This is a genomic window from Martelella sp. HB161492 (assembly GCF_013184775.1).
Classification (GTDB): domain Bacteria; phylum Pseudomonadota; class Alphaproteobacteria; order Rhizobiales; family Rhizobiaceae; genus Martelella.
On the sequence record NZ_JAATVV010000001.1, the window covers coordinates 337,629 to 356,861 of the forward strand.

Sequence of the window (19,233 nt, forward strand, 5' to 3'; positions counted from 1 at the left end):
AATGGCCCGCCCCCAAGGCGGGCCATTTGTTTTCCCGTCCGGGTCGGCATCGTCCTCTTTCTGCCCTAATGACCGGCGAAGGAGGACGCAGGCCGCTCAGGACCTGGCAATCATGTCCGAAACATGTTTGTGCGTGCGAGATAGGCATCTTAGATATGCATAATATGCATAGCTATAGTGCAGATATAACTCGATTATCGATCTTAAAATTTAGTCAATCGATTGAACTTATAGGTTGAGACACAAATAAGATCGCCCTAAAGTATATTTTTATTAATTTTTTCAATAGATTAGTGTCTCTTTGATGTCACACCGGGAAAATATGAGCATTTCGAACCAGCATAATCGTCCATGCAATATTGCATCTCTCGGCAAATGAAGCGCTTTATGTGGCGCGGCAGGCGGCGTCATCAGATTCTCGCCAGCCCACTTACTTGCGACGGACAGGAGCCCCCTCCTCCGCCTGAGCTAATTGGAGACATATATGAAACTGCAAAGCGCACTGCTCGCTTCGGCCGCCCTTCTTGCGGCTGCTTCCGGCGCCCGCGCGGCCGACGCCATCGTGGCTGTCGAGCCCCAGACCACCAACAACTACGTCGAAGCCTGCGATGCTTTCGGCAAGGGATATTTCTACATCCCTGGCACCGAGACCTGCCTTGATATCGGCGGCTATGTCCGTTTCCAGGTTGAAACGCAGGACAACAACGGCTGGGACGTCTATTCCAAGGGCCAGTTGGACATCCAGGCAAAGACCGACACCGAGCTTGGCGCCCTGACCAGCCGGATCGCGCTCAACGCCTATGCCTATAGCGACGGCACCAGCGACAATGTTGAGATCTCGCAGGCCTATTTGGGCCTCGGCGGTTTCCAGGCCGGTTACTTCAAGACCTATTGGGATGAAGATCTGACGGGTGAAGTCGATCGTCTGTCCGGCAACACCAAGATGACCGAAATCCGCTACGGCTTCATCGGCTCGGGCTTCTTCGGCGGCCTGGCTGTTGACGCCCTGACGCCTGACATGGTCGGCATCAAGACGGCAGATCCGGACACGGCAAAGATCGGCGTTGCTGGCCGCATCGGCATGGCCATGGGCGGCATCAACGCCAAGTTGGATGTCGGCTACGACACCTTTAACGAAGAAGCCGGCCTGCGTGCCATGAGCGACTTCGCCATGGGCCCCGGCTCGCTTGAGCTTGCCGCTCTCTACAACACCGGCGCAAACGCTTACAGCGAAACCTGGGACCTCAACGACGGCAACGACTATTACGGCTACACTGAATGGGCTGTTGCAGGCGGCTACCGCATGAACGTCACTGACAAGCTGACGATCACCCCGCAGGTCCAGTACAGCAAGCTGAAGACCGACAATGCCCTTTCCGGCCTCGACAGCGACCCGGATCTGTGGAGCGGCGGCGTCTACTTCGAATATCAGGTCGTCGACAATCTTTGGGCCAAGCTGAATGTCCAGTACACGGACTACAACAGCACGCTGAAGAACGACGGCAAGAACAACTGGGACGGTTATTTCCGTCTCGAGCGCGATTTCTGATCGCAGGTTCAAGACACAGGAGATGCCGGGAGACCGGCATTTCCACGCATCCCCGTCTCGCGCCGCCCTGGCAGAAATGCCCGGCACCTGTCCCTGCGGTGCTTCCGGCATTTTTGGCTGCAAGCGGTCAGACGGTTTGTTCCGGCATGTATGTCGGGCACATGGTTGCAGCGTAACGAAAGCAGAACCGACCTCCTTCCTGCTTTCGTAAACAGTATTCTTCCCTCTGTCGCCTTGTGCCCGTCTGCTGGCCCTTTTTCAGATAATTCGATTTTCCCGCCATCGGCGCTTGACCTCGAGTGCACTCGAAGGCGTAGCTTCCCCTGCGTCAAGTGACAGGGATGTGATGGCTATGAAAATTGGAGCCCTTGCCCGCCGCTCCGGGCTTTCCGTACATACGATCCGTTACTACGAGCAGATCGGCCTGCTTCCGCCGGCCACCCGCGACCGCTCGGGCCATCGTGACTATGACGACATGGTGCTGACCTGGATCGCCTTTCTCCACAGGCTGAAGGAAACCGGCATGCCCATCAGCGAGATGGTGCGTTATGCCGAATGGCGCGCGCAAGGCGACGTCACGATTGGCGAACGGATGGAACTGCTTGAAGCGCACCGTGACAGCGTCGCAGACAAGATCCGTGCCCTGCAGCAATCCCTTGAAGCGCTTGACGACAAAATCAGGACCTATGCCACCATGCGCGAAAGGACGACAAAATGACATCCATGGATGAGGAAAGCAGGCTGGAACGCGGCCGCAGGGCATTGGCTGCAATCGATGGCAGCGCCGGTGAAGCGGTCGTGAACGGCCTTGCCGATATCGCCCCCGATTTTGCCACTTACCTGCTCGAATTCCCCTTCGGCGACATCTACAGCCGGCCGGGCCTTTGCCTGCGTGATCGCGAAATTGCAACGGTTTCAGCCCTTGCCGCCATGGGAACGGCGGCGCCGCAGCTGAAAGTCCACATTCAGGCGGCCCTCAACGTCGGCGTCAGCCGTGAGGAAATCATCGAGATCCTGATGCAGATGGCCGTCTATGCCGGTTTTCCCGCAGCGCTCAACGGCCTCAATGTCGCCCGTGACGCCTTCTCAGCCCATGAGAGGCTGAACGCTCAGCCCGTCTGATATTCGACCAGATGAACCCCGCGGCCGATGCGTTCGCCAACAGCCTTTATAAGCGCATCGGCCGTGCTGACACGGGCAAAACCAAGCCCGTAAGCCCTGGCGACATGTTCCATATCCGGTGGCGTCGGCATCACGCCGACCGGGGCGATCCCGGCCTCGCGCATATAGGTCTCGATCTCGCGATAGCCGAAATTATTGTGCACGAGAAAGACCACATCGACCTTCTCATCCACCGCCGTGCCGAGCTCAGCAAGCGAAAACTGAAGTCCGCCATCGCCGACAAGGGCAATCACCGGCGTCTCGGGCTCGCCGAGAGCCGCACCGATGGCCGCGGCCGGTCCGTAGCCGAGTGCGCCAAATCCGGTCGCCGCATTGAACCAGCGACGCGGCGCGGCCGCGTCAAAAAAGAGATTGCCGGCATAGACGAGCTGGGTCGAATCACCAACGAAGCGGGCCCTGGCGGCGACATCGCCAAGGGCTGAAAGAAGGCTGACCTCACCATCAAGCGCGGCCGGCACTGCCTGGCGCGCCGCCCTGCGCAGGCTCTCCGCCCGGGCGCGCCCTGCTCCGGTCTGTTCCGGCGTGAAACGGGCTGCCAGCTGCGCCAGCAGATCGGCCGCATCGCCCTCAAGCGCCACAGACGGCTTCGGACCGCATGCAAGCTGGCTCTGACTGCGATCGATGCGGATAAGCGCCGGCAAGACAGGAAAGCCGCCATCGACATACATGTCGTAATCCGTCTGACCAAATTCAGTGCCCACGGCAATGACGAGATCGCTTGCAGCAAGCGCCTCCCGCACGGCAGGCAGCGACGGGCTTGCCGGCACAGCAAGTCCGGTCGCCGCCGCAAGACCCCGTCCGTTGACGGTGGTGATCACGGGGGCGTCCAGTTTTGTCGCCAGCGCCGACAGGGCTTCATCGGCAAAGACGGCGCCGCCGCCCGCCAGAACAACCGGCGTCCGCGCGGTTTTCATCAACGCTACGGCCTGCTCCAGCGCCGCCGCACCGGTTGCCGCCAGGGGCAGAGGTGCCGCCGGTTCGGACTGCGACAAGACCGGCTCGACCATCACATCAAGCGGGATTTCGATATGCACCGGGCCGGGCCGGCCAGAGCCCAGAACGGCAAAGGCACGATCGAGAACGTCAGGCAGCAGGCCCGCTTCTTCCAGTCTCTCGGAATGAAGGGCGAAGCTTGCAATCAGGGCCCGCTGGTCCGGCAATTCATGCAGGCAGCCCATATTCTGGCCCAGCGTCGCGCGATGATTGACACCGGAAATCACCAGCATCGGAATGGAATCGGCCCGCGCCTGCGCCATGGCGGTCACCGTGTTCAAAAGCCCCGGACCGGTGATAACGAAGGCGACGCCTGGCCTGCCGGTTACCCGCGCATAGCCATCGGCCATGAAACCGGCCCCCTGTTCGTGACGCGGTGTCACATGGCGGATCGATGAGGCGGCGAGCCCGCGATAAAGTTCTGCCGTGTGGACACCCGGAATGCCGAAGACGACTTCGACGCCGCGCTTTTCCAGCAGGCGTACCAGCGCCTCGCCAACCGTCATTGCCACCATGGTCAGCCTGCCGCCCGCTGTTTCGGCACCAGACGTCCGGCAAAACGGGCGATCCGGCCTGCTGCTTCTTCCAACATTTCATCCGGCACCGTCAGGCTCACGCGGATGAAACCATCTGCCTCGAGCCCGAAAGACGAGCCGGGCATGACTGCCACACGTTCGCAGTCAAGCAGCTGATGGGCAAAGCTCTCACCGGAAAGCCCGGTCGCCGCGACATCAATCACCATGAACATACCCGCCTCGGGCATGAAGCAGGAAAGCTCCGCAACGCCCGAAAGGCGCTGACCAAGAAGGGCGGCACGGCGTGAAAAGGCGGCCCGGAGCCTGGCGGAAACACCGCTCGGATGCTCAAGCGCTTCTGCCGTTGCATCGGCAATGAAAGGCTGGTTGCCGAACAGCATGGTTTCGGCGACCGGCAGCAGCCTGTCGCAGAATTCAGCCGGGCCGACACACCAGCCGCTGCGAAAGCCCGGCGCCGCGTGGGACTTGGAAATCGAGGAGGTGACAATGGTCCGCTCGGCCAGATCGGCAAAGTCCAGCGGCGAGGCGAACTGACCGGCAAAGATCAGCTCCTCATAAACCTCATCGGCAATGATCCAGAGGTCATGCCTTTTGGCAACGGCACCGATCGCGACGATTTCCTCGGCCGAAAGAACGGCACCGGTCGGATTATGCGGCGTGTTGAGAAGCACGACCCGGCAATCGGGCGTAATCGCTGCCTCCAGCGCGGCGGCCTTCATGTGAAACCCGTCTTCCGCGGCGAGGCACACCGGCTGCATGCGGGCGCCTGTCGCACGGATAATGCCTTCATAGGTCGCGTAAAGCGGATCGCCGACCAGAACGGCATCACCACTTTGAACGAGGGTCAGCATGACGGCGAAAAGAGCCGTCTGCGTCCCCGGAAAACAGCAGATATTGTCCGCCGTGACCGGGCGGCCGGAGCGTCGGCTGTAACGCCTCGCAAGCGCATCCAGCAAGGGCTGCTCGCCACGTCCGTTGGAATAGCCGGTGCGCCCGGCGGCGAGCGCCTTGTCCATGGCGGTGTAAAGCACGGGATCAGGCGGCAGATCCGGCTCTCCAACGGTGAGTTCAATCACGGCTTCACCGGCGCGGGCAAGCGCGCGCGCCTTGTGATGAACGGCCCATTTGGTCGAGCCCAGCCCGCCAACGCGTTCGGAAATAGCGGCATAGCGCATGATCTACTCCCTGACATGATCCTGTTTGAGCCCGATACCGGTGATCGCCTCGACCGATTCGATCCCGGCCTCTTTCAATTCTTCGTCGTTGAAAAGGCTGTGGGCGAGACAGCCCTCAAGCCACAAGCCATCCAGAACGGCGTTGATCCGGGTGGCCAGACGCCGGCATTCCGCCGCACCGACAGGGCGGCCCGCTGCGGCAAAGGCATCGGCCAGAATGATCTCGATCGCGCTGCGGAATTCGACATAGGCCTCGCGATGGATCGCCTCCATGGCCGGGTCAACCCGGACCTGGGCGATGAAGGCGGCCCACAGCCCCAGCATGCGGGCATCGATCATGGGCGGCGACAGCGAGGCGACGATGAAGGCGCGTAACCTGTCTGCCGGCGTCTCGCCAACGTCTGCAGCATCACAGGCAATCGCCGTCATCCGCCCCATGATGCGGCGATAGGCGGCCTGCAGCAGCAGATCCTTGCTGGCGAAATAATGCCGGATCAATCCACCGCTGACCCCGGCGCGCTCGGCAACCTGGCGCACCGTGGCGCTGGCCAGTCCCCCTTCGGCGATGCAGTCCAGCGTCGCGACGATCAGATCGTCACGACGCTCGGCATCCGTTGCCCGTCGAAAGGGTTTGCGGTTCATCGCTCAGCCCCGGAGAATCGGGCGCGTCAGGCAGGTCGGCCCGCCTTCGCAGGCAATGCAGAGCGCATCGGCCTCGAAGGTTTCAACCGTGCAGCCGGCGGCTTCCATGGCCGCTTTGGTCTTGTCGAAACCGGCAACGGCGATGACCTGGCCGGGGCGCGTCGGCAGAACATTGAGGTTCAGCCCGTTGCTCGCCATGAATTCATCGGTCGGCGCTTCAACCAGCGTGTACCCCTTTTCCTTCAGCAGGAAGTAAAAGGCTGCCGGCAGAAGCGGCGCATAGACCAGAGCCAGCCGGTCGGCAAGCGGCGAGATCACGCTCATCAGATGAAGACAGGCTTCTTCGCCCTGCCAGAGCGGCAGATCGAAACCGAGGACCGAAATGCCGAAAGGCGCCAGCATCGCCCGGATCTGCGCGATTCCCTCTTCATTGCTGCGCACGCCACGGCCGATGGCAAGCGTCTTCTCATCAACCCAGACGCAATCGCCGCCTTCCACCGTGGCCGTGCCGCTCAGGCGGCCAAGAACGGGAATGCCGGCCTTTTCATAAAGCCTCGCATGGCCCGCCACTTCATCGCGGCGCAATGCCTTGCCCATGTTGAGCAGGATCGCACCATGATCGGAAACCAGCGACGGATCATGGGTGAACATGGCGTCAGCGAGGCCGTCGCCCTCATCCTCATACCAGAGGATTTCCGCACCGGAAGCGGCGACCAGACCGGCAAAGCGCTCATATTGCGTGATCGCGCGGGCGGCATCGAAACTCGCTCCGTAATGCCAGACCGCCGGATCGGCGGAAAGAAGGCTCTTGCCTGGCTTGCGCATGATAACCCGCTTGACGGGCAGCGCCATGGTTTGCGCTCCGAACTGCATGTTCAGAATTCTCCTGAATGTAAGGCGTGACGTGGTGGTAGTTATACACTTGCATAACAACTTCGCAAGTGTATCAATTGATCCCGCGCAATGATTTTGCAACTGCGCCAAGACAAGAACGAAGGGTAACCATGACAAGGCCGGCAAATACCGGCCGTGGCTGGAGAGACTTTAGATGACGATCATGACCACGGAGGCAAAGCAGGCCTCCGCTGAAGCGGTGCGAGTCGAGGGCCTGCACAAGTCCTTTGGCCAGCTGGAGGTACTCAAGGGTATATCGCTTTCTGCTGCGCAAGGATCGGTGGTCGCCATTATCGGCGGATCCGGATCCGGCAAGTCAACGCTTCTGCGCTGCATCAACATGCTGGAATGGCCGACCAAGGGCGCGGTTCATGTCCATGGCGAGGAGATCGCCCTCAAGGCGGATGGCCATGGCGGCCTGATGCCGGCCGACCGCAGACAGATCCAGCGCATCCGCACCCGGCTTGCCATGGTGTTCCAGAGCTTCAATCTGTGGCAGCACATGACGCTGATGCAGAATGTCATCGAAGTGCCGGTCCATGTTCTTGGCCGCAAGCGCGACGAAGCGATTGCCGAGGCGGAGGTGCTGCTGCGGCGGGTCGGCCTTTATGAAAAGCGCGATGCCTATCCCGCCTTTCTGTCCGGCGGACAGCAGCAGCGCGCCGCGATTGCACGGGCTTTGGCGATCCAGCCCGAAGCGATGCTGTTTGATGAACCGACCTCCGCGCTTGACCCGGAACTTGTCGGTGAAGTGCTGACCGTCATCCGTGATCTGGCTGACGAAGGCCGCACCATGCTGCTCGTCACGCATGAGATGAAATTCGCCCGCGAAGTGGCCAGCGAGATTGTCTTCGTCCATGGCGGCCTGATCGAGGAACAGGGACCGCCGGAAGAACTGTTCGACCGGCCGAAATCGGAACGCCTGCAGAAATTCATCAGTTCGGTTCAGTAAACGCCCATGACGGGCGACATTTTGAAAAAAAGAGGGATCATCATGAAGAAAATCATCGCATTGCTGGCCGGCACGGCCGCCGCAATCACGATTTCGGCCGGCCTTGCCGCCGCTGCCGATACCGTCAAGGTCGGCGTTGCCGCAGAACCTTATCCACCCTTTACCGTTCCCGATGCTTCCGGTCAGTGGACCGGCTGGGAAATCGACTTCATGGATGCCGTCTGCGCCTCGGCTGAGCTGGATTGCGTCGTCTCGCCGATCTCCTGGGACGGTCTGATCCCGGCGCTGACCTCCGGCAAGATCGACGCGATCATGTCCTCCATGTCGATCACCCCCGAACGCGAGAAGGAAATCGCGTTTTCGGACAAATATTACAACACGCCCGGTGCCATCGTTGCCGCCAAGGGCATGGGCATCAAGCCCACGGATGAGGCCCTGAAGGGCATGGTCCTTGGCGTTCAGGTTTCCACCACCAATGAGGCCTATGCCAAGAAGCATTTCCCCGATGCGACGCTGAAGACCTATCAGACCCAGGACGAGGTCAATCAGGATCTCTATTCCGGCCGTATCGATGCCGAAATCGCCGATCTGGTGACACTGCAGCCCTTCCTCGACAGCGATAACGGCAAGGATTGCTGCGAGCTCGTCGGCAATGTGCCCGCCGATGTGGAAATCTACGGCCCCGGCATCGGTATCGGACTGCGGCAGAGCGATACCGAACTGAAGGACAAGTTCAACGCGGCCATCGCCGCCGTGCGTGCCGACGGCACCTATGATGCCATTTCGAAGAAATATTTCAGCTTCGATATTTACGGCGATTGATCAAGCTCCGGGCGATCTTCAAAAGAGATCGCCCGGACGTCTAAAACCGGCGTATGGTTGCAAAGACACAATCAGGATTGCGCCGGGCCGGGCAGACAAACACGCGATAACGCACATCGCCCGGAACACCAGAAGGCTGAACAGAGGCGAAATCCTGCGGGGATGGCTGACATGACGAAACGGACGAGATGACGGGACTGGAAAATCTTGCCTTGTCGCCGCCGGGCTGGGGCGGCGCACTTCTGCGCGGACTTCTGACATCGCTGGAGGTTGCCGCCGGCGGCTATCTGCTGGGGCAGGTGATCGGCGTTGCCGGTTCGTCCGGCAAGCTGTACGGCGGCCCGATCATCCGTGACCTGCTGGAAATCTACACCACCGTCGTGCGCGCCGTGCCGGAACTGGTGCTGATCGTGCTGCTCTATTATGCCGGCACGGCAAGCCTCAACAATCTCATGGAGATCCTCGGTTTTTCCTCCGTTGACATATCCGGCATGCTCGCCGGTATTCTCGTCATCGGCCTGGTGCAGGGGGCATATTCCACCGAGGTCCTGCGTGGCGCGATCCTCGCCGTACCGCAGGGGCAGATCGAGGCCGCCCGCGCCTATGGCATGCCGCCCGGCATGATCCTGCGCCGCATCACGCTGCCGGCCATGCTGCCGCATGCCATTCCGGGACTTGCCAATCTCTGGCTCGTGACCACCAAGGATACCGCACTTCTGGCTGTGGTCGGCTTTACCGAGCTGACACTGGCGACCCGTCAGGCCGCTGGCGTGACTCATGAATATTTCCTGTTCTTCTCGGCGGCCGGCGTGCTCTATCTCGCTGTGACGCTCGTCTCCACAATTCTTCTGCAGATGCTTGAAAAGCGCGCCCGGCGCGGGCTCACACGGAGCCAGTCATGAGCGGCGAGAACGACGATATCACAGCCGATCTCGCCGAGATCGAAACGCCACCGCCCTTTCCGCGGCTAGCCGCGCTGATGCGCCCGCACCGCATTGTCCTGATGCTGATCGCGCTCGCTCTTCTGGTGCTGATGGCGGTTGAAATGCGCTGGGACTGGCTGCCGCAATATGCCGGCCTGCTGCTGAAAGGCCTGTGGGTGACGGTGCTGCTGCTGATCTTCTCCACCATTTTCGGCTTTATTCTGGCCGTTCCCCTCGGCCTCGTTCAGGTCACGGGACCGCGCTTCCTGGCCTGGCCGGCGCAGATCTTCTGCACGCTGATCCGCGGCACGCCGCTGCTCTTGCAGCTATGGCTGCTCTATTACGGTCTTGGCTCGCTGTTTCCCGGTATTCCCGGCATCCGCCACTCTTTCCTCTGGCCCTATCTGCGCGAGGCATGGCCCTACGGGCTGCTGGCGCTGACGCTTTCTTACGCCGGCTATGAGGGCGAGGTGATGCGCGGCGCCCTGAAAGGCGTACCGCATGGCGAGCTGGAAGCCGCCCGCGCCTACGGCATGAGCCGGTTTACCATGCTCTGGCGGATCTGGCTGCCGCGCGCAATCCAGCGCGCCTTGCCGACCCTTGCCGGGGAAACCGTGGTGCAGCTGAAATCAACCCCGCTTGTTGCGACCATTACCGTCATCGATCTCTATTCGGTGGTCGGGCAGATCCGGCAATCGACTTATCTCACCTATGAGCCGCTTCTGTTCCTTGCCTTTCTGTACTTCTGCCTCACCGGCATTCTCGTGGCAATTTTCCGCCATTTTGAGAAAAAAATACCGGTCCGACGCTGAAAAGCCCGGCGATGCCATCGCCGCCAATTCCGTCAGCTATAGGAAAAAGCAAATCTGCTATTCCACAGGCACAATGTAATACCCCTTGTAATGCCCCGAAGCCTGACACATTGGCCGATGCCAGCCGATCGTGTGGTGCTGCGAACACATTATGCCACAAGACTGGAGCGGGTCCGCCCACTCAAAAAATAACTTTATTTTCAATATCTTAACAAAGATGAACGGCAGACACTCAATGCGAGTGACTGCGTTTTGAGAAAACCTGCCGCTGATCAGGCGCGCCGGACAAGGGGAAGCTTTGCATGACCATTACCCAGAATACAGCCAGTACAAGCAATCGCAGTTCCAGCTACGGAACATTTGCGCAGGAGATGACCACATTTGCCGACGTTCATCAGAGCGAGCGCCGTCCTCAGCAACCACTCAATTTGGTGACGCTCGCCTCCTTGCACCGGCAACAAGCCGATGCCATTGAACCGGCGCCTATCGTTCGGCCAGCCCATTCCGACAGTATCCGGACAGCCAGCGAAATCAGCCCTTACGGCCGAGGCACAAGCTTTGGAGCACGGGCACCAGAGATGACCACATTTGCCAGCGTTCATCGGAGCCGACAGCGCCCTCAGCAACCACTCGATGCAACGACGATCACGTCATCTCAGCGGCAACAAGCCGACACCATTGAATCGGCGACGGCCGTTCAGCCAGCACAGTCTGACAATCCGCACACTGAACCGGCTGCGGCAGGTGACGTTGAAAAGCTGAAGTCACTTATCACGCCACTGCTCGCATGCATGTATGAAAAACTCGGGGACGCCATGCGCTACATAGAGAACGGACACAATATCGTTATTGTCCAGCTGGGCGCCTTGCCGAATATTTTCCCAACCGGCGTTGCACCGAAGTTTCTCAACGATAAGTTCGAAGCGAACATGTGGGCGAAATACGCCATTCAGATGCAAGTGATGGTGACCAAGCATCACGCCGTAACAGAAGACGATGACGGACGACGGATTCATCTCGTCGTCTATTTGCATGACGAAGCCGGCATCGGCGCTAAATGTTGCAGCCCGCTGGGCGGCAATGGCCCCGATGACAAAGTCCAATGGGGCGGTCCCGTACAAGTCTCTATGCTTGGCGTCGACCAGTTCGGTTTTGGCATGGAGCTGCGAACCAAGGGGCTGAAATTAGGGGATTGGGAGAATTTCAAGGATCATGTTGAAAATCCGCATTTTCGGCGCGAATGGCTTGGACGCATTGATGCATCGATCCCATATATTTCCGCAAGCAACATGACATCGTCGTCCTCCGTCTTAACCGACGTCTGTTCTGTTTTGGCGTCTGTGGTTCCGAGCTGCGGGGCGGAAAGGGGTTCTGTCTCCGAATGGCCGCTGATGAACGAGGATGGCTCAACGAATCACGATGCCTATAAGGCATTGGGGCTCTGGATGGGCGCGACCCTGGCAGGAGGTATTTCAGGGCAAGTGGCCGGTACGGCGATCTCCGGCGGCGGCGCGGTGGTCAACGCGGCAGGTCCTATGCGCTTCGTCTTGGCATCGGCAGCGCGCTGCCTTGTTTTTCTCCCTCCGTACCTGCAATACAAGGGATATAACATGCCAAGCTTTTTATCCTACGCCCCGGCGCGGCGAATTGTCTGGAAAAACCATCCGGCCCTCGGGCCAATGGATATAAGCGTGCAAGCCAATGGAGGAGCCGGCAAAACGAGCGGGTTTGCAGCGCTTTTCCCACGTGTGAACACACAGCCGTTTGGCAAGGCGCAGGATCGGCCAGAAAACCCCAGACAGGACCAGCCTGCCCCCATAACGATACAGCCGGAGCACGCAGAATCGACGGAATCGATCAACATGGAGGAACTGATTGAAATGATGGACTTGGCACCGCCGCGCAACAATCGCGAACGAGAAATGCCACCCCCCCGGAACGCGGAGCCGACGCCCATCGTCACCATTGCCGAGATCAATCCACGCCGTCCTGATCTCGTTGACGTCACTCTGGAGGACGATTTTGCAACGGACGAAGGTTCTTCGGCCAGGCTGATACGGGTGAACCATTTCACCGACACGGCGCAACGTCTGGGCACACAACGACCGACCGCGCGGCAGCAGATCCCGATGACTGAAAACGACGCAACGGCGACAAGCCGCTTCTGATCGACAGGGCAAATCGGTGCCGGAATACCGGCACCGGTCCAGCCTGCTCCTGCCTGCCCGTTTATTCTGTCCTTGATCCGGTTTCAGGTCGCCCGGAACCGGTTTTTGCATTATCGGGAGGGGAAACAACAGGAGATGACGATGCTGGTTCTGCCGATCCCGCTGGTGACAGCGCTGGTGGTGGGGTTTATGGCCCTCAGACTGGCGATCAGCCGGGAACGCCCGCCAGCAATCACGGTGATGCTGTTTGCCTTTGCAGCGCAGAGCCTGATCGTCGCGCTGGTCCAATATTACGGTCTCGCTTTTCTCCGGCCGGTTCAGCCGGTCACGGCAAGCCTGATCCCGGCCGTGGCCTTCCTCGCCTTCACACGCTCCTTCATCGCCCCGCTGCACCCGGCCCGTGACAGCCTGCACCTGCTCGCCCCCCTTTTCACCCTGTTTGCCGTGCTGTTTGCCCCCGCAACGGTCGATGCCATCATTCCCGGCCTGTTCCTGCTTTATGGCGGGCTGATTCTTGTCGCCTTGAAGACCGGCGGCGATGCCCTTCCGCTTGCGCGTCTGGAGGCTGGCCGCCAGCCGCAATGGCTGTGGACCGGCATTGCCGCAAGCCTGATTTTGTCGGCGGTCAGCGACACGCTGATTGCCGTTGCCCTTGCCCATGGCGATCCTGCATTCCGTCCGCTGATCGTCAGCATTTTCACCTCAGGCGCCCTGCTGGCAGCGGGCCTGTTTGCGCTCTCGCCCAATGCCTTTGGCAGTGACACGGAAAAAGAGCCCGCGGCGCCGGCGCCTGTCGCTGAAGATGGCGACCGCGATCTTGTCGCCCGGCTCGACATGCTGCTCGAAGAGGAACAGCTCTTTCTCAATCCGGAGCTGACACTCTCCCGTCTCGCCCGCCGGCTCGGCATTCCGGCCAAACAGCTTTCCGCAGCGGTCAACAAGGTCACCGGGGACAATATTTCCCGTCACATCAACCACTTCCGCATCACCCATGCCTGCGCCATCCTGAAGGCCGGAGAGACCGTGACGTCGGCCATGCTGGCCAGCGGCTTCAATACAAAGTCAAATTTCAACCGTGAGTTCTCCCGCGTCACCGGTCTCAGCCCGACCGTCTGGCTGGCGCAGCAATAAGATCCTGCCGGATCACACAGAAGCAGTGCGCTCACGCTTTTGTTCCCTTTTCATTCTCATTCATGCTGCGATATAATGGTCGTCATGAACGCGCTTGATGCCATTTTTCCGCTCCGCGCCGGCCGCACCCATGATGTGAGCGGGCCGGGCGCCCGCTTTTTCGCCGCCGCCCTGATGGGGGCGTGCGGTGGCGATTGCCTGTGGGTCAGAGCCGAATTTCTGCCCGGCATGATCAACCCCGTGGCACTTTCAGCCTTCGCCGATCCGAAGAAACTGCTGCTGGCCCGTACGAAAGACCAGACGGAGACCCTGGCCGCTGCCGAGGAAGGTCTGCGCTCCGGCGCGCTTGCCCTCGTCGTGCTGGAACTCGACAGACCGCTTGAGCTCACCCCCGGCCGCCGGTTGCAGCTTGCCGCCGAAGCCGGCCATGCAACGGGCCTTTGCCTGTTTCCCGAAGCCATGGGCAACCCGGCCGCAGAAACCCGCTGGCTCTGCCGTCCGCTCTTTTCTCCCACTGACTCGACTCTGCAGCTTTGGTCCATTATAAAGAACAAAACAGGAACAAATAAAAGCTGGACTGTCCGTTTCGATGAAGAGACGCATCGTATCCATATGGTTTCCGAGACTGCCGAGCGAGCGGGTCCTCAGAAGACGTCCGATCGAAGGTCCCTTCGCGGTCACGCTTCATGAAGGCAATCATGACCGGCTCCATTGCCTCAACCAGGCTGCAGCAGCCCTCGGACTGGAGCGCGGCATGGGGCTCGCCGATGCCCGCGCCTATGTCCCCGATCTCGTCACCCACCCGGCCGACCGCCATGGCGACGCCCGTTTTCTGGCGCTGCTGGCGCGCTGGGCGACACGCTATACGCCCTTTGCCGGGCTCGACGGGGATGACGGACTGATCCTCGACATGACCGGTGCGCTCCATCTTTTCGGAGGAGAGGAGGCCATGCTCGGTGATCTCAAGGCGCGTCTTGCCCGGGCTGGCTTGAGCGCAAGGCTGGGCCTTGCCGATACCAGAGGGGCGGCGGCAGCGCTTGCCCGCTTTGCCCCCGGCATTGCCGCCGAAGGTGAAACGGCTGCAGCACTGAGCAGGCTTTCCGTTGCCGCACTCAGGGTTGCCCCCGCCACGGTCACGACGCTGAAGCGGCTTGGTCTCGACACCATTGCCGATCTGACCGCCCTGCCGCGTGCCAGCCTTGCCCGCCGCTTTGGTATGGAACTGCTGGAGCGGCTTGATCAGGCGACCGGGGCACGCGGCGAGGCCATTTCCCCGCTTGCCGAACCGCCGCATTACGGTGTCAGGATGAACCTGCCCGAGCCGATTGGCCTCAAGGCGGATGTAACGGCTGTGCTGGCGCGGCTGCTGGCGCGGCTTTGCGACAGGCTGAAGGCCCGCGAGGCCGGCGCGCGCGGGCTGGTGCTCACCCTTTCCCGTGTTGACCAGTCGGACGCCATTGCCGAATTGCGCCTTGCCCGGCCAATGCGCGATGCGACACGGATTGCCCGGTTGTTCGAGCGTTCGCTGGACAAGATCGATGCCGGTTTCGGGATCGAGCGTGCCCGGCTGGAGGCGATTGACGTCGAAGACCTGCCGGCCGAACAGATCGGCGCCGGCGGCGCCGTCAAAGGCGAAGCGCTGGACGATCTTGTCACCCGGCTCGGCACCCGGATCGGACTTGACAATATCCGGCGCTTCCAGCCGGCTGAAAGCCATATTCCAGAGCGCAGCTTCTTCATGGCGCCAGCCGCCTGGTCGAAACCGGAGGGCCACTGGACCGCCCCGCGTCCGCGCCCGCTGACACTTTTTACGCCGGAGCCGCTGCTCTCCGATCAGGCCGCACAAAGCCGCAACCCGCCAGCCCGCTTCACCTGGCGGCGCATCGGCCTTCACACGGCCCGCGCCGAAGGACCGGAACGCATTGCCCCGGAATGGTGGTTCGATGATCCCGACTGGCGTTCGGGCCTCAGGGATTACTGGCGGGTGGAAACCAGAGAGGGGTTCCGGCTCTTCATGTTTCACACGCCCCAGGCGCCCAACTGGTTCGTGCAGGGCCAGTTTGCGTGAGGTTGCCCCATGAATTACGCCGAGCTTTGCGTCACCTCCAATTTCACCTTTCTGACCGGTGCATCGCATCCGGAAGAATTAATCGCACGCGCGGCGGCTCTCGGGCTGGAGGCGATTGCGATCACCGACCGCAATTCCTTTGCCGGTGTGGTCCGAGCCTTTTCCGCCCTGAAGGAGATCCGCCGCAAGCATGACGAAAAGCAGCAGGAACAGACAATCGCCCTGCGCGCAGCCCATCGCACGGATCCTTCCTCGCGCCAGCCGCTTTCCAAGCAACCGGGCCTGCCCGTCACGGTCCAGCGCCTGCCACGGCTGATCACCGGCTGCCGGCTGGTGCTTTCCGATTGCGCGATCGAATTCGTGGCGCTGGCGACGGACCGCCCGGCCTATGCGCGGCTGTCGCGGCTCTTGAGCCTTGGCAAGCAGCGGGCGGAAAAGGGCGAGTGCACACTTTTTCTCAAGGATCTGATGACATGGGCAGAAGGCGCGATCCTGATCGCATTGCCGCCCGATACCGGCCCGCAGACGACCGATATCATTGCGCGGCTCCTGAACCGCTTTCCCGGCCATGTCTTTGTTGGCGCGGCGCCGCGCTATGATGGTTCCGACCAGGCCTGGTTTGCCCGCTTGGCCGCCCTGTCTCACCGGACAGGAGCGCCGATGGTTGCGGTCGGCGATGTGCTGATGCACCACGCCAGCCGCAGGCAGCTCGCCGATGTCCTGACCTGCATGCGCCACCATATCACCATCGACGAAATCGGCCGGCTGGCGCTGCAAAATGCCGAGCGCCGGCTGAAGGGAGCGGCCGACATGGCCCGCCTTTACGGCGACTATCCCGCTGCCATTCGCCGCACAGTGGAAATTGCCGCCCGTGTGAGCTTCGAATTATCGGAGCTCTCCTATGAATATCCAGACGAGATTGCCGATGGCGAAAGCCCGATGCAAAGGCTGACGCGGCTTTGCTGGGAAGGCCTTCAGCGGCGCGCGCCCGGCGGCATTCCCGAACGCTACAGGACCCTGGCAGAAAAGGAGCTGGCGCTGGTCGAGGAGCTGAAATTCCCGGCCTATTTCCTGACCGTGCGCGATATTGTCGATCATGCCCGCTCGCTCGGCATCTTGTGCCAGGGGCGCGGCTCGGCCGCCAATTCGATCCTGTGCTATGCGCTCGGCATTACCGATGTCAGTCCGGACATGATCGCCATGGTGTTCGAGCGCTTTGTCTCCAAACATCGCGGCGAACCGCCGGATATCGATGTCGATTTCGAGCATGAACGGCGTGAGGAGGTCATTCAGCACATCTACAAGAAATATGGACGGCACCGCGCCGGGCTCTGTGCCACGGTGATCCATTTCCGCTCACGCTCGGCCATTCGTGAGGTCGGCAAGGTGATGGGCCTCAGCGATGATGTGACGGCAAGCCTGTCCGGCCAGATCTGGGGCATTTCCAATCAGGGGGCAGATCCGGAACGGCTGCGCGAGATCGGGCTCGATCTTTCCGACCGCCGGCTTTCCCAGACCATCAGGCTGATCGGCGAGATCATCGATTTCCCCCGGCACCTGTCGCAGCATGTCGGTGGCTTCGTTATCACCAGAGGCCGGCTCGACGAGCTCTGTCCGATCGAGAATGCCGCCATGGAAGACCGGACCATCATCGAATGGGACAAGGATGACATCGACGCGCTCGGCATCCTGAAGGTCGATGTGCTGAGCCTTGGCATGCTGACCTGCCTGAAGAAGTCTTTCGATCTTGTTGAACAGCACTACGGGCGGGAACTGACCATCGACATGGTGCCGCAGGGTGACGAGGCGACCTATGACATGCTCTGTGCCGCCGATGCCATCGGCGTGTTTCAGGTGGAAAGCCGGGCGCAGATGAATTTTCTGCCGCGCATGAAGCCGCGCAGCTTTTACGATCTGGTGATCGAAGTGGCGATCGTGCGTCCCGGACCGATCCAGGGCGGCATGGTCCAGCCCTATATCAGGCGCCGGCAGAAGCTGGAAAAGGTCAGCTATCCGGATACCGCCTTGCGTTCGGTGCTGGAGAAAACCCTCGGCGTGCCGCTGTTTCAGGAACAGGCCATGATGATTGCCGTGGTGGCCGCCGGTTTTTCCGCCGAGGATGCCGACCGGCTGCGCCGCTCGCTTGCCAGCTTCCGCCGCATGGGCACGATTGGCGGGTTCAAGGAACAGTTCATTACCGGCATGCTCAACAACGGTTATGACGCTGATTTTTCCGCCCGCTGCTTTGCCCAGATCGAGGGCTTTGCCGATTACGGCTTTCCCGAAAGCCATGCCGCCGCCTTCGCCATGCTGACCTATGTCTCGGCCTGGCTCAAATGCCATTACCCGGCAGCCTTTGCCTGTGCGCTGCTCAATGCCCAGCCGATGGGTTTCTACGCTCCGGCCCAGATCATCCGCGATGCCCGCGAGCATCAGGTCGAGGTGCGTCCGGTCTCGGTCAATCACAGTGCCTGGGACTGCACGCTGGAACGGCGCAGTGACCGCGACCATGCCCTGCGGCTCGGGCTGCGCCAGATCCGCGGCTTCCGCAAGGAAGATGCCGAATGGCTGGAACAGGCGCGCGGCAACGGCTACCAGACCCCGGAGGATGTGTGGCTGCGCGCCGGCCTCGCGCCCGCCGTGCTGGAACGCCTGGCCGAGGCGGATGCCTTTGCCGATGCCGGGCTCTCCCGGCGCGATGCGCTGTGGCGGGTCAAGGCAATCCGTGCGCCGAAGCCGCTGCCGCTGTTTGCCGATCCGATTGACGGCGAACATATCCGCGAGCCGGATGTCATCCTGCCGGCGATGAACCTCGGCGAGCAGGTGGTGGAGGATTATGTGGCGCTGCGGCTCAGCCTCAAGGCGCATCCAATGGAGCTGCTGCGCCCCCGGATTGACGGGCTGACACTGCATTCCGCCCTTGCAACAACGCCTGAACGCCGGGTCAGCGTTACCGGTCTGGTGATCACCCGGCAACGCCCCGGCACCGCCTCCGGCGTGGTGTTTTTAACGCTTGAGGACGAAACCGGCGTTTCCAATATCGTTGTCTGGAAGAAGGTTTATGAACGCTACCGCCGCATTGTGATGGGCGGCAGGCTGCTGAAAGTGACCGGCCCGCTGCAGCGCGAAGGCAGCGTGGTGCATGTGATTGCCGAGGTGATCGAGGACTGTTCGCATCTCTTGAGCGAACTCGGTCACCCGATGGATGATGCGATCGGCATCACCGATCCCAAGAGTGATGACGCGCCACGCCGGCCAAAGCTCGGCCCCCGCGCCCACCATCCGCGCGAGCAGGCCAAGAAGCTGTTTCCAAGCCGGGATTTCCATTGAGGCAAGGCCTGAATTTAAAATCAACGCCCGATTTCCGACAGACCGGCTTATCGCGC

16 protein-coding genes are annotated in these 19,233 nt (G+C 61.1%); 12 read left to right on the top strand and 4 right to left on the bottom strand.

The features are described from left to right. The first annotated feature begins 484 nt into the window (after positions 1 to 484). The 3 genes from HCK86_RS01570 to HCK86_RS01580 all read left to right on the top strand — a co-directional run bounded on the left by HCK86_RS01570 (position 485) and on the right by HCK86_RS01580 (position 2,671). On the top strand, positions 485 to 1,549 hold the full coding sequence (locus tag HCK86_RS01570) for a porin (RefSeq protein WP_176082707.1): 1,065 nt from the start codon (positions 485 to 487) through the stop codon (positions 1,547 to 1,549). Between the two features lie 352 nt (positions 1,550 to 1,901). After that, positions 1,902 to 2,267, top strand: coding sequence for a MerR family transcriptional regulator (locus HCK86_RS01575; protein WP_176082708.1), 366 nt, complete (start codon positions 1,902 to 1,904; stop codon positions 2,265 to 2,267). Next, a complete protein-coding gene (locus tag HCK86_RS01580; RefSeq protein WP_176082709.1) occupies positions 2,264 to 2,671 on the top strand; it encodes a carboxymuconolactone decarboxylase family protein in 408 nt (135 codons plus the stop codon). The genes HCK86_RS01575 and HCK86_RS01580 overlap by 4 nt, the downstream gene beginning before the upstream one ends. Here HCK86_RS01580 and HCK86_RS01585 read toward each other — a convergent pair. The 4 genes from HCK86_RS01585 to HCK86_RS01600 are packed head-to-tail and all read right to left on the bottom strand — an operon-like array spanning position 2,659 to position 6,950. After that, positions 2,659 to 4,239 (bottom strand): 5-guanidino-2-oxopentanoate decarboxylase, encoded by a 1,581-nt coding sequence (locus tag HCK86_RS01585; RefSeq protein ID WP_176082710.1) that lies wholly within the window; start codon positions 4,237 to 4,239, stop codon positions 2,659 to 2,661. The two genes, HCK86_RS01580 and HCK86_RS01585, sit on opposite strands and share 13 nt — an antisense overlap. Before the next feature lie 2 nt (positions 4,240 to 4,241). Continuing rightward, positions 4,242 to 5,435, bottom strand: coding sequence for a pyridoxal phosphate-dependent aminotransferase (locus HCK86_RS01590; RefSeq protein WP_176082711.1), 1,194 nt, complete (start codon positions 5,433 to 5,435; stop codon positions 4,242 to 4,244). 3 nt (positions 5,436 to 5,438) lie between these two features. Next, positions 5,439 to 6,077, bottom strand: a complete 639-nt coding sequence (locus tag HCK86_RS01595; protein ID WP_176082712.1) for a TetR family transcriptional regulator C-terminal domain-containing protein — start codon at positions 6,075 to 6,077, stop codon at positions 5,439 to 5,441. A gap of 3 nt (positions 6,078 to 6,080) precedes the next feature. Then, on the bottom strand, positions 6,081 to 6,950 hold the full coding sequence (locus HCK86_RS01600) for an arginine deiminase family protein (RefSeq protein WP_246739407.1): 870 nt from the start codon (positions 6,948 to 6,950) through the stop codon (positions 6,081 to 6,083). A 175-nt stretch (positions 6,951 to 7,125) separates the two neighbouring features. On the opposite strand from HCK86_RS01600, the gene HCK86_RS01605 reads away from it, so the two are divergent. From HCK86_RS01605 to HCK86_RS01645, 9 genes are all read left to right on the top strand, one after another. After that, entirely contained in the window at positions 7,126 to 7,923 is a 798-nt protein-coding gene (locus tag HCK86_RS01605) for an ATP-binding cassette domain-containing protein (protein ID WP_210259781.1), read from the top strand. A 42-nt stretch (positions 7,924 to 7,965) separates the two neighbouring features. Beyond that, a complete protein-coding gene (locus HCK86_RS01610) occupies positions 7,966 to 8,745 on the top strand; it encodes a transporter substrate-binding domain-containing protein (protein ID WP_176082713.1) in 780 nt (259 codons plus the stop codon). Between the two features lie 188 nt (positions 8,746 to 8,933). Beyond that, positions 8,934 to 9,647, top strand: a complete 714-nt coding sequence (locus tag HCK86_RS01615; protein ID WP_176082714.1) for an ABC transporter permease — start codon at positions 8,934 to 8,936, stop codon at positions 9,645 to 9,647. A 77-nt stretch (positions 9,648 to 9,724) separates the two neighbouring features. Next, entirely contained in the window at positions 9,725 to 10,480 is a 756-nt protein-coding gene (locus tag HCK86_RS01620) for an ABC transporter permease subunit (RefSeq protein WP_246739434.1), read from the top strand. A gap of 302 nt (positions 10,481 to 10,782) precedes the next feature. Continuing rightward, positions 10,783 to 12,648 carry a hypothetical protein gene (locus HCK86_RS01625; RefSeq protein ID WP_176082716.1) on the top strand — a complete coding sequence of 622 codons (1,866 nt, stop codon included), beginning with the start codon at positions 10,783 to 10,785 and terminating at the stop codon, positions 12,646 to 12,648. Between the two features lie 135 nt (positions 12,649 to 12,783). Continuing rightward, the gene (locus tag HCK86_RS01630; protein WP_246739408.1) at positions 12,784 to 13,779 is read left to right on the top strand and encodes a helix-turn-helix domain-containing protein; all 996 of its coding nucleotides are present in this window, start codon (positions 12,784 to 12,786) and stop codon (positions 13,777 to 13,779) included. Positions 13,780 to 13,863: 84 nt separating this feature from the next. After that, positions 13,864 to 14,469: a hypothetical protein gene (locus HCK86_RS01635; protein ID WP_176082717.1), complete on the top strand. Its 606-nt coding sequence runs from the start codon at positions 13,864 to 13,866 to the stop codon at positions 14,467 to 14,469. Continuing rightward, positions 14,369 to 15,847, top strand: a complete 1,479-nt coding sequence (locus HCK86_RS01640; protein ID WP_176082718.1) for a DNA polymerase Y family protein — start codon at positions 14,369 to 14,371, stop codon at positions 15,845 to 15,847. Before HCK86_RS01635 ends, HCK86_RS01640 begins: the two co-directional genes overlap by 101 nt. Positions 15,848 to 15,856: 9 nt before the next feature. After that, entirely contained in the window at positions 15,857 to 19,177 is a 3,321-nt protein-coding gene (locus HCK86_RS01645) for an error-prone DNA polymerase (RefSeq protein ID WP_176082719.1), read from the top strand. The last annotated feature ends 56 nt before the right edge of the window (positions 19,178 to 19,233 follow it).

What these genes read in the sequence shown, in the direction of transcription:
- HCK86_RS01570 (WP_176082707.1), top strand. Translation starts at nt 485, where the DNA reads ATGAAACTGCAAAGCGCACTGCTCGCTTCGGCCGCCCTTCTTGCGGCT.
- HCK86_RS01575 (WP_176082708.1), top strand. Translation starts at nt 1,902, where the DNA reads ATGAAAATTGGAGCCCTTGCCCGCCGCTCCGGGCTTTCCGTACATACG.
- HCK86_RS01580 (WP_176082709.1), top strand. Translation starts at nt 2,264, where the DNA reads ATGACATCCATGGATGAGGAAAGCAGGCTGGAACGCGGCCGCAGGGCA.
- HCK86_RS01585 (WP_176082710.1), bottom strand. Translation starts at nt 4,239, where the DNA reads ATGGTGGCAATGACGGTTGGCGAGGCGCTGGTACGCCTGCTGGAAAAG.
- HCK86_RS01590 (WP_176082711.1), bottom strand. Translation starts at nt 5,435, where the DNA reads ATGCGCTATGCCGCTATTTCCGAACGCGTTGGCGGGCTGGGCTCGACC.
- HCK86_RS01595 (WP_176082712.1), bottom strand. Translation starts at nt 6,077, where the DNA reads ATGAACCGCAAACCCTTTCGACGGGCAACGGATGCCGAGCGTCGTGAC.
- HCK86_RS01600 (WP_246739407.1), bottom strand. Translation starts at nt 6,950, where the DNA reads ATGCAGTTCGGAGCGCAAACCATGGCGCTGCCCGTCAAGCGGGTTATC.
- HCK86_RS01605 (WP_210259781.1), top strand. Translation starts at nt 7,126, where the DNA reads ATGACGATCATGACCACGGAGGCAAAGCAGGCCTCCGCTGAAGCGGTG.
- HCK86_RS01610 (WP_176082713.1), top strand. Translation starts at nt 7,966, where the DNA reads ATGAAGAAAATCATCGCATTGCTGGCCGGCACGGCCGCCGCAATCACG.
- HCK86_RS01615 (WP_176082714.1), top strand. Translation starts at nt 8,934, where the DNA reads ATGACGGGACTGGAAAATCTTGCCTTGTCGCCGCCGGGCTGGGGCGGC.
- HCK86_RS01620 (WP_246739434.1), top strand. Translation starts at nt 9,725, where the DNA reads ATGCGCCCGCACCGCATTGTCCTGATGCTGATCGCGCTCGCTCTTCTG.
- HCK86_RS01625 (WP_176082716.1), top strand. Translation starts at nt 10,783, where the DNA reads ATGACCATTACCCAGAATACAGCCAGTACAAGCAATCGCAGTTCCAGC.
- HCK86_RS01630 (WP_246739408.1), top strand. Translation starts at nt 12,784, where the DNA reads ATGACGATGCTGGTTCTGCCGATCCCGCTGGTGACAGCGCTGGTGGTG.
- HCK86_RS01635 (WP_176082717.1), top strand. Translation starts at nt 13,864, where the DNA reads ATGAACGCGCTTGATGCCATTTTTCCGCTCCGCGCCGGCCGCACCCAT.
- HCK86_RS01640 (WP_176082718.1), top strand. Translation starts at nt 14,369, where the DNA reads ATGAAGAGACGCATCGTATCCATATGGTTTCCGAGACTGCCGAGCGAG.
- HCK86_RS01645 (WP_176082719.1), top strand. Translation starts at nt 15,857, where the DNA reads ATGAATTACGCCGAGCTTTGCGTCACCTCCAATTTCACCTTTCTGACC.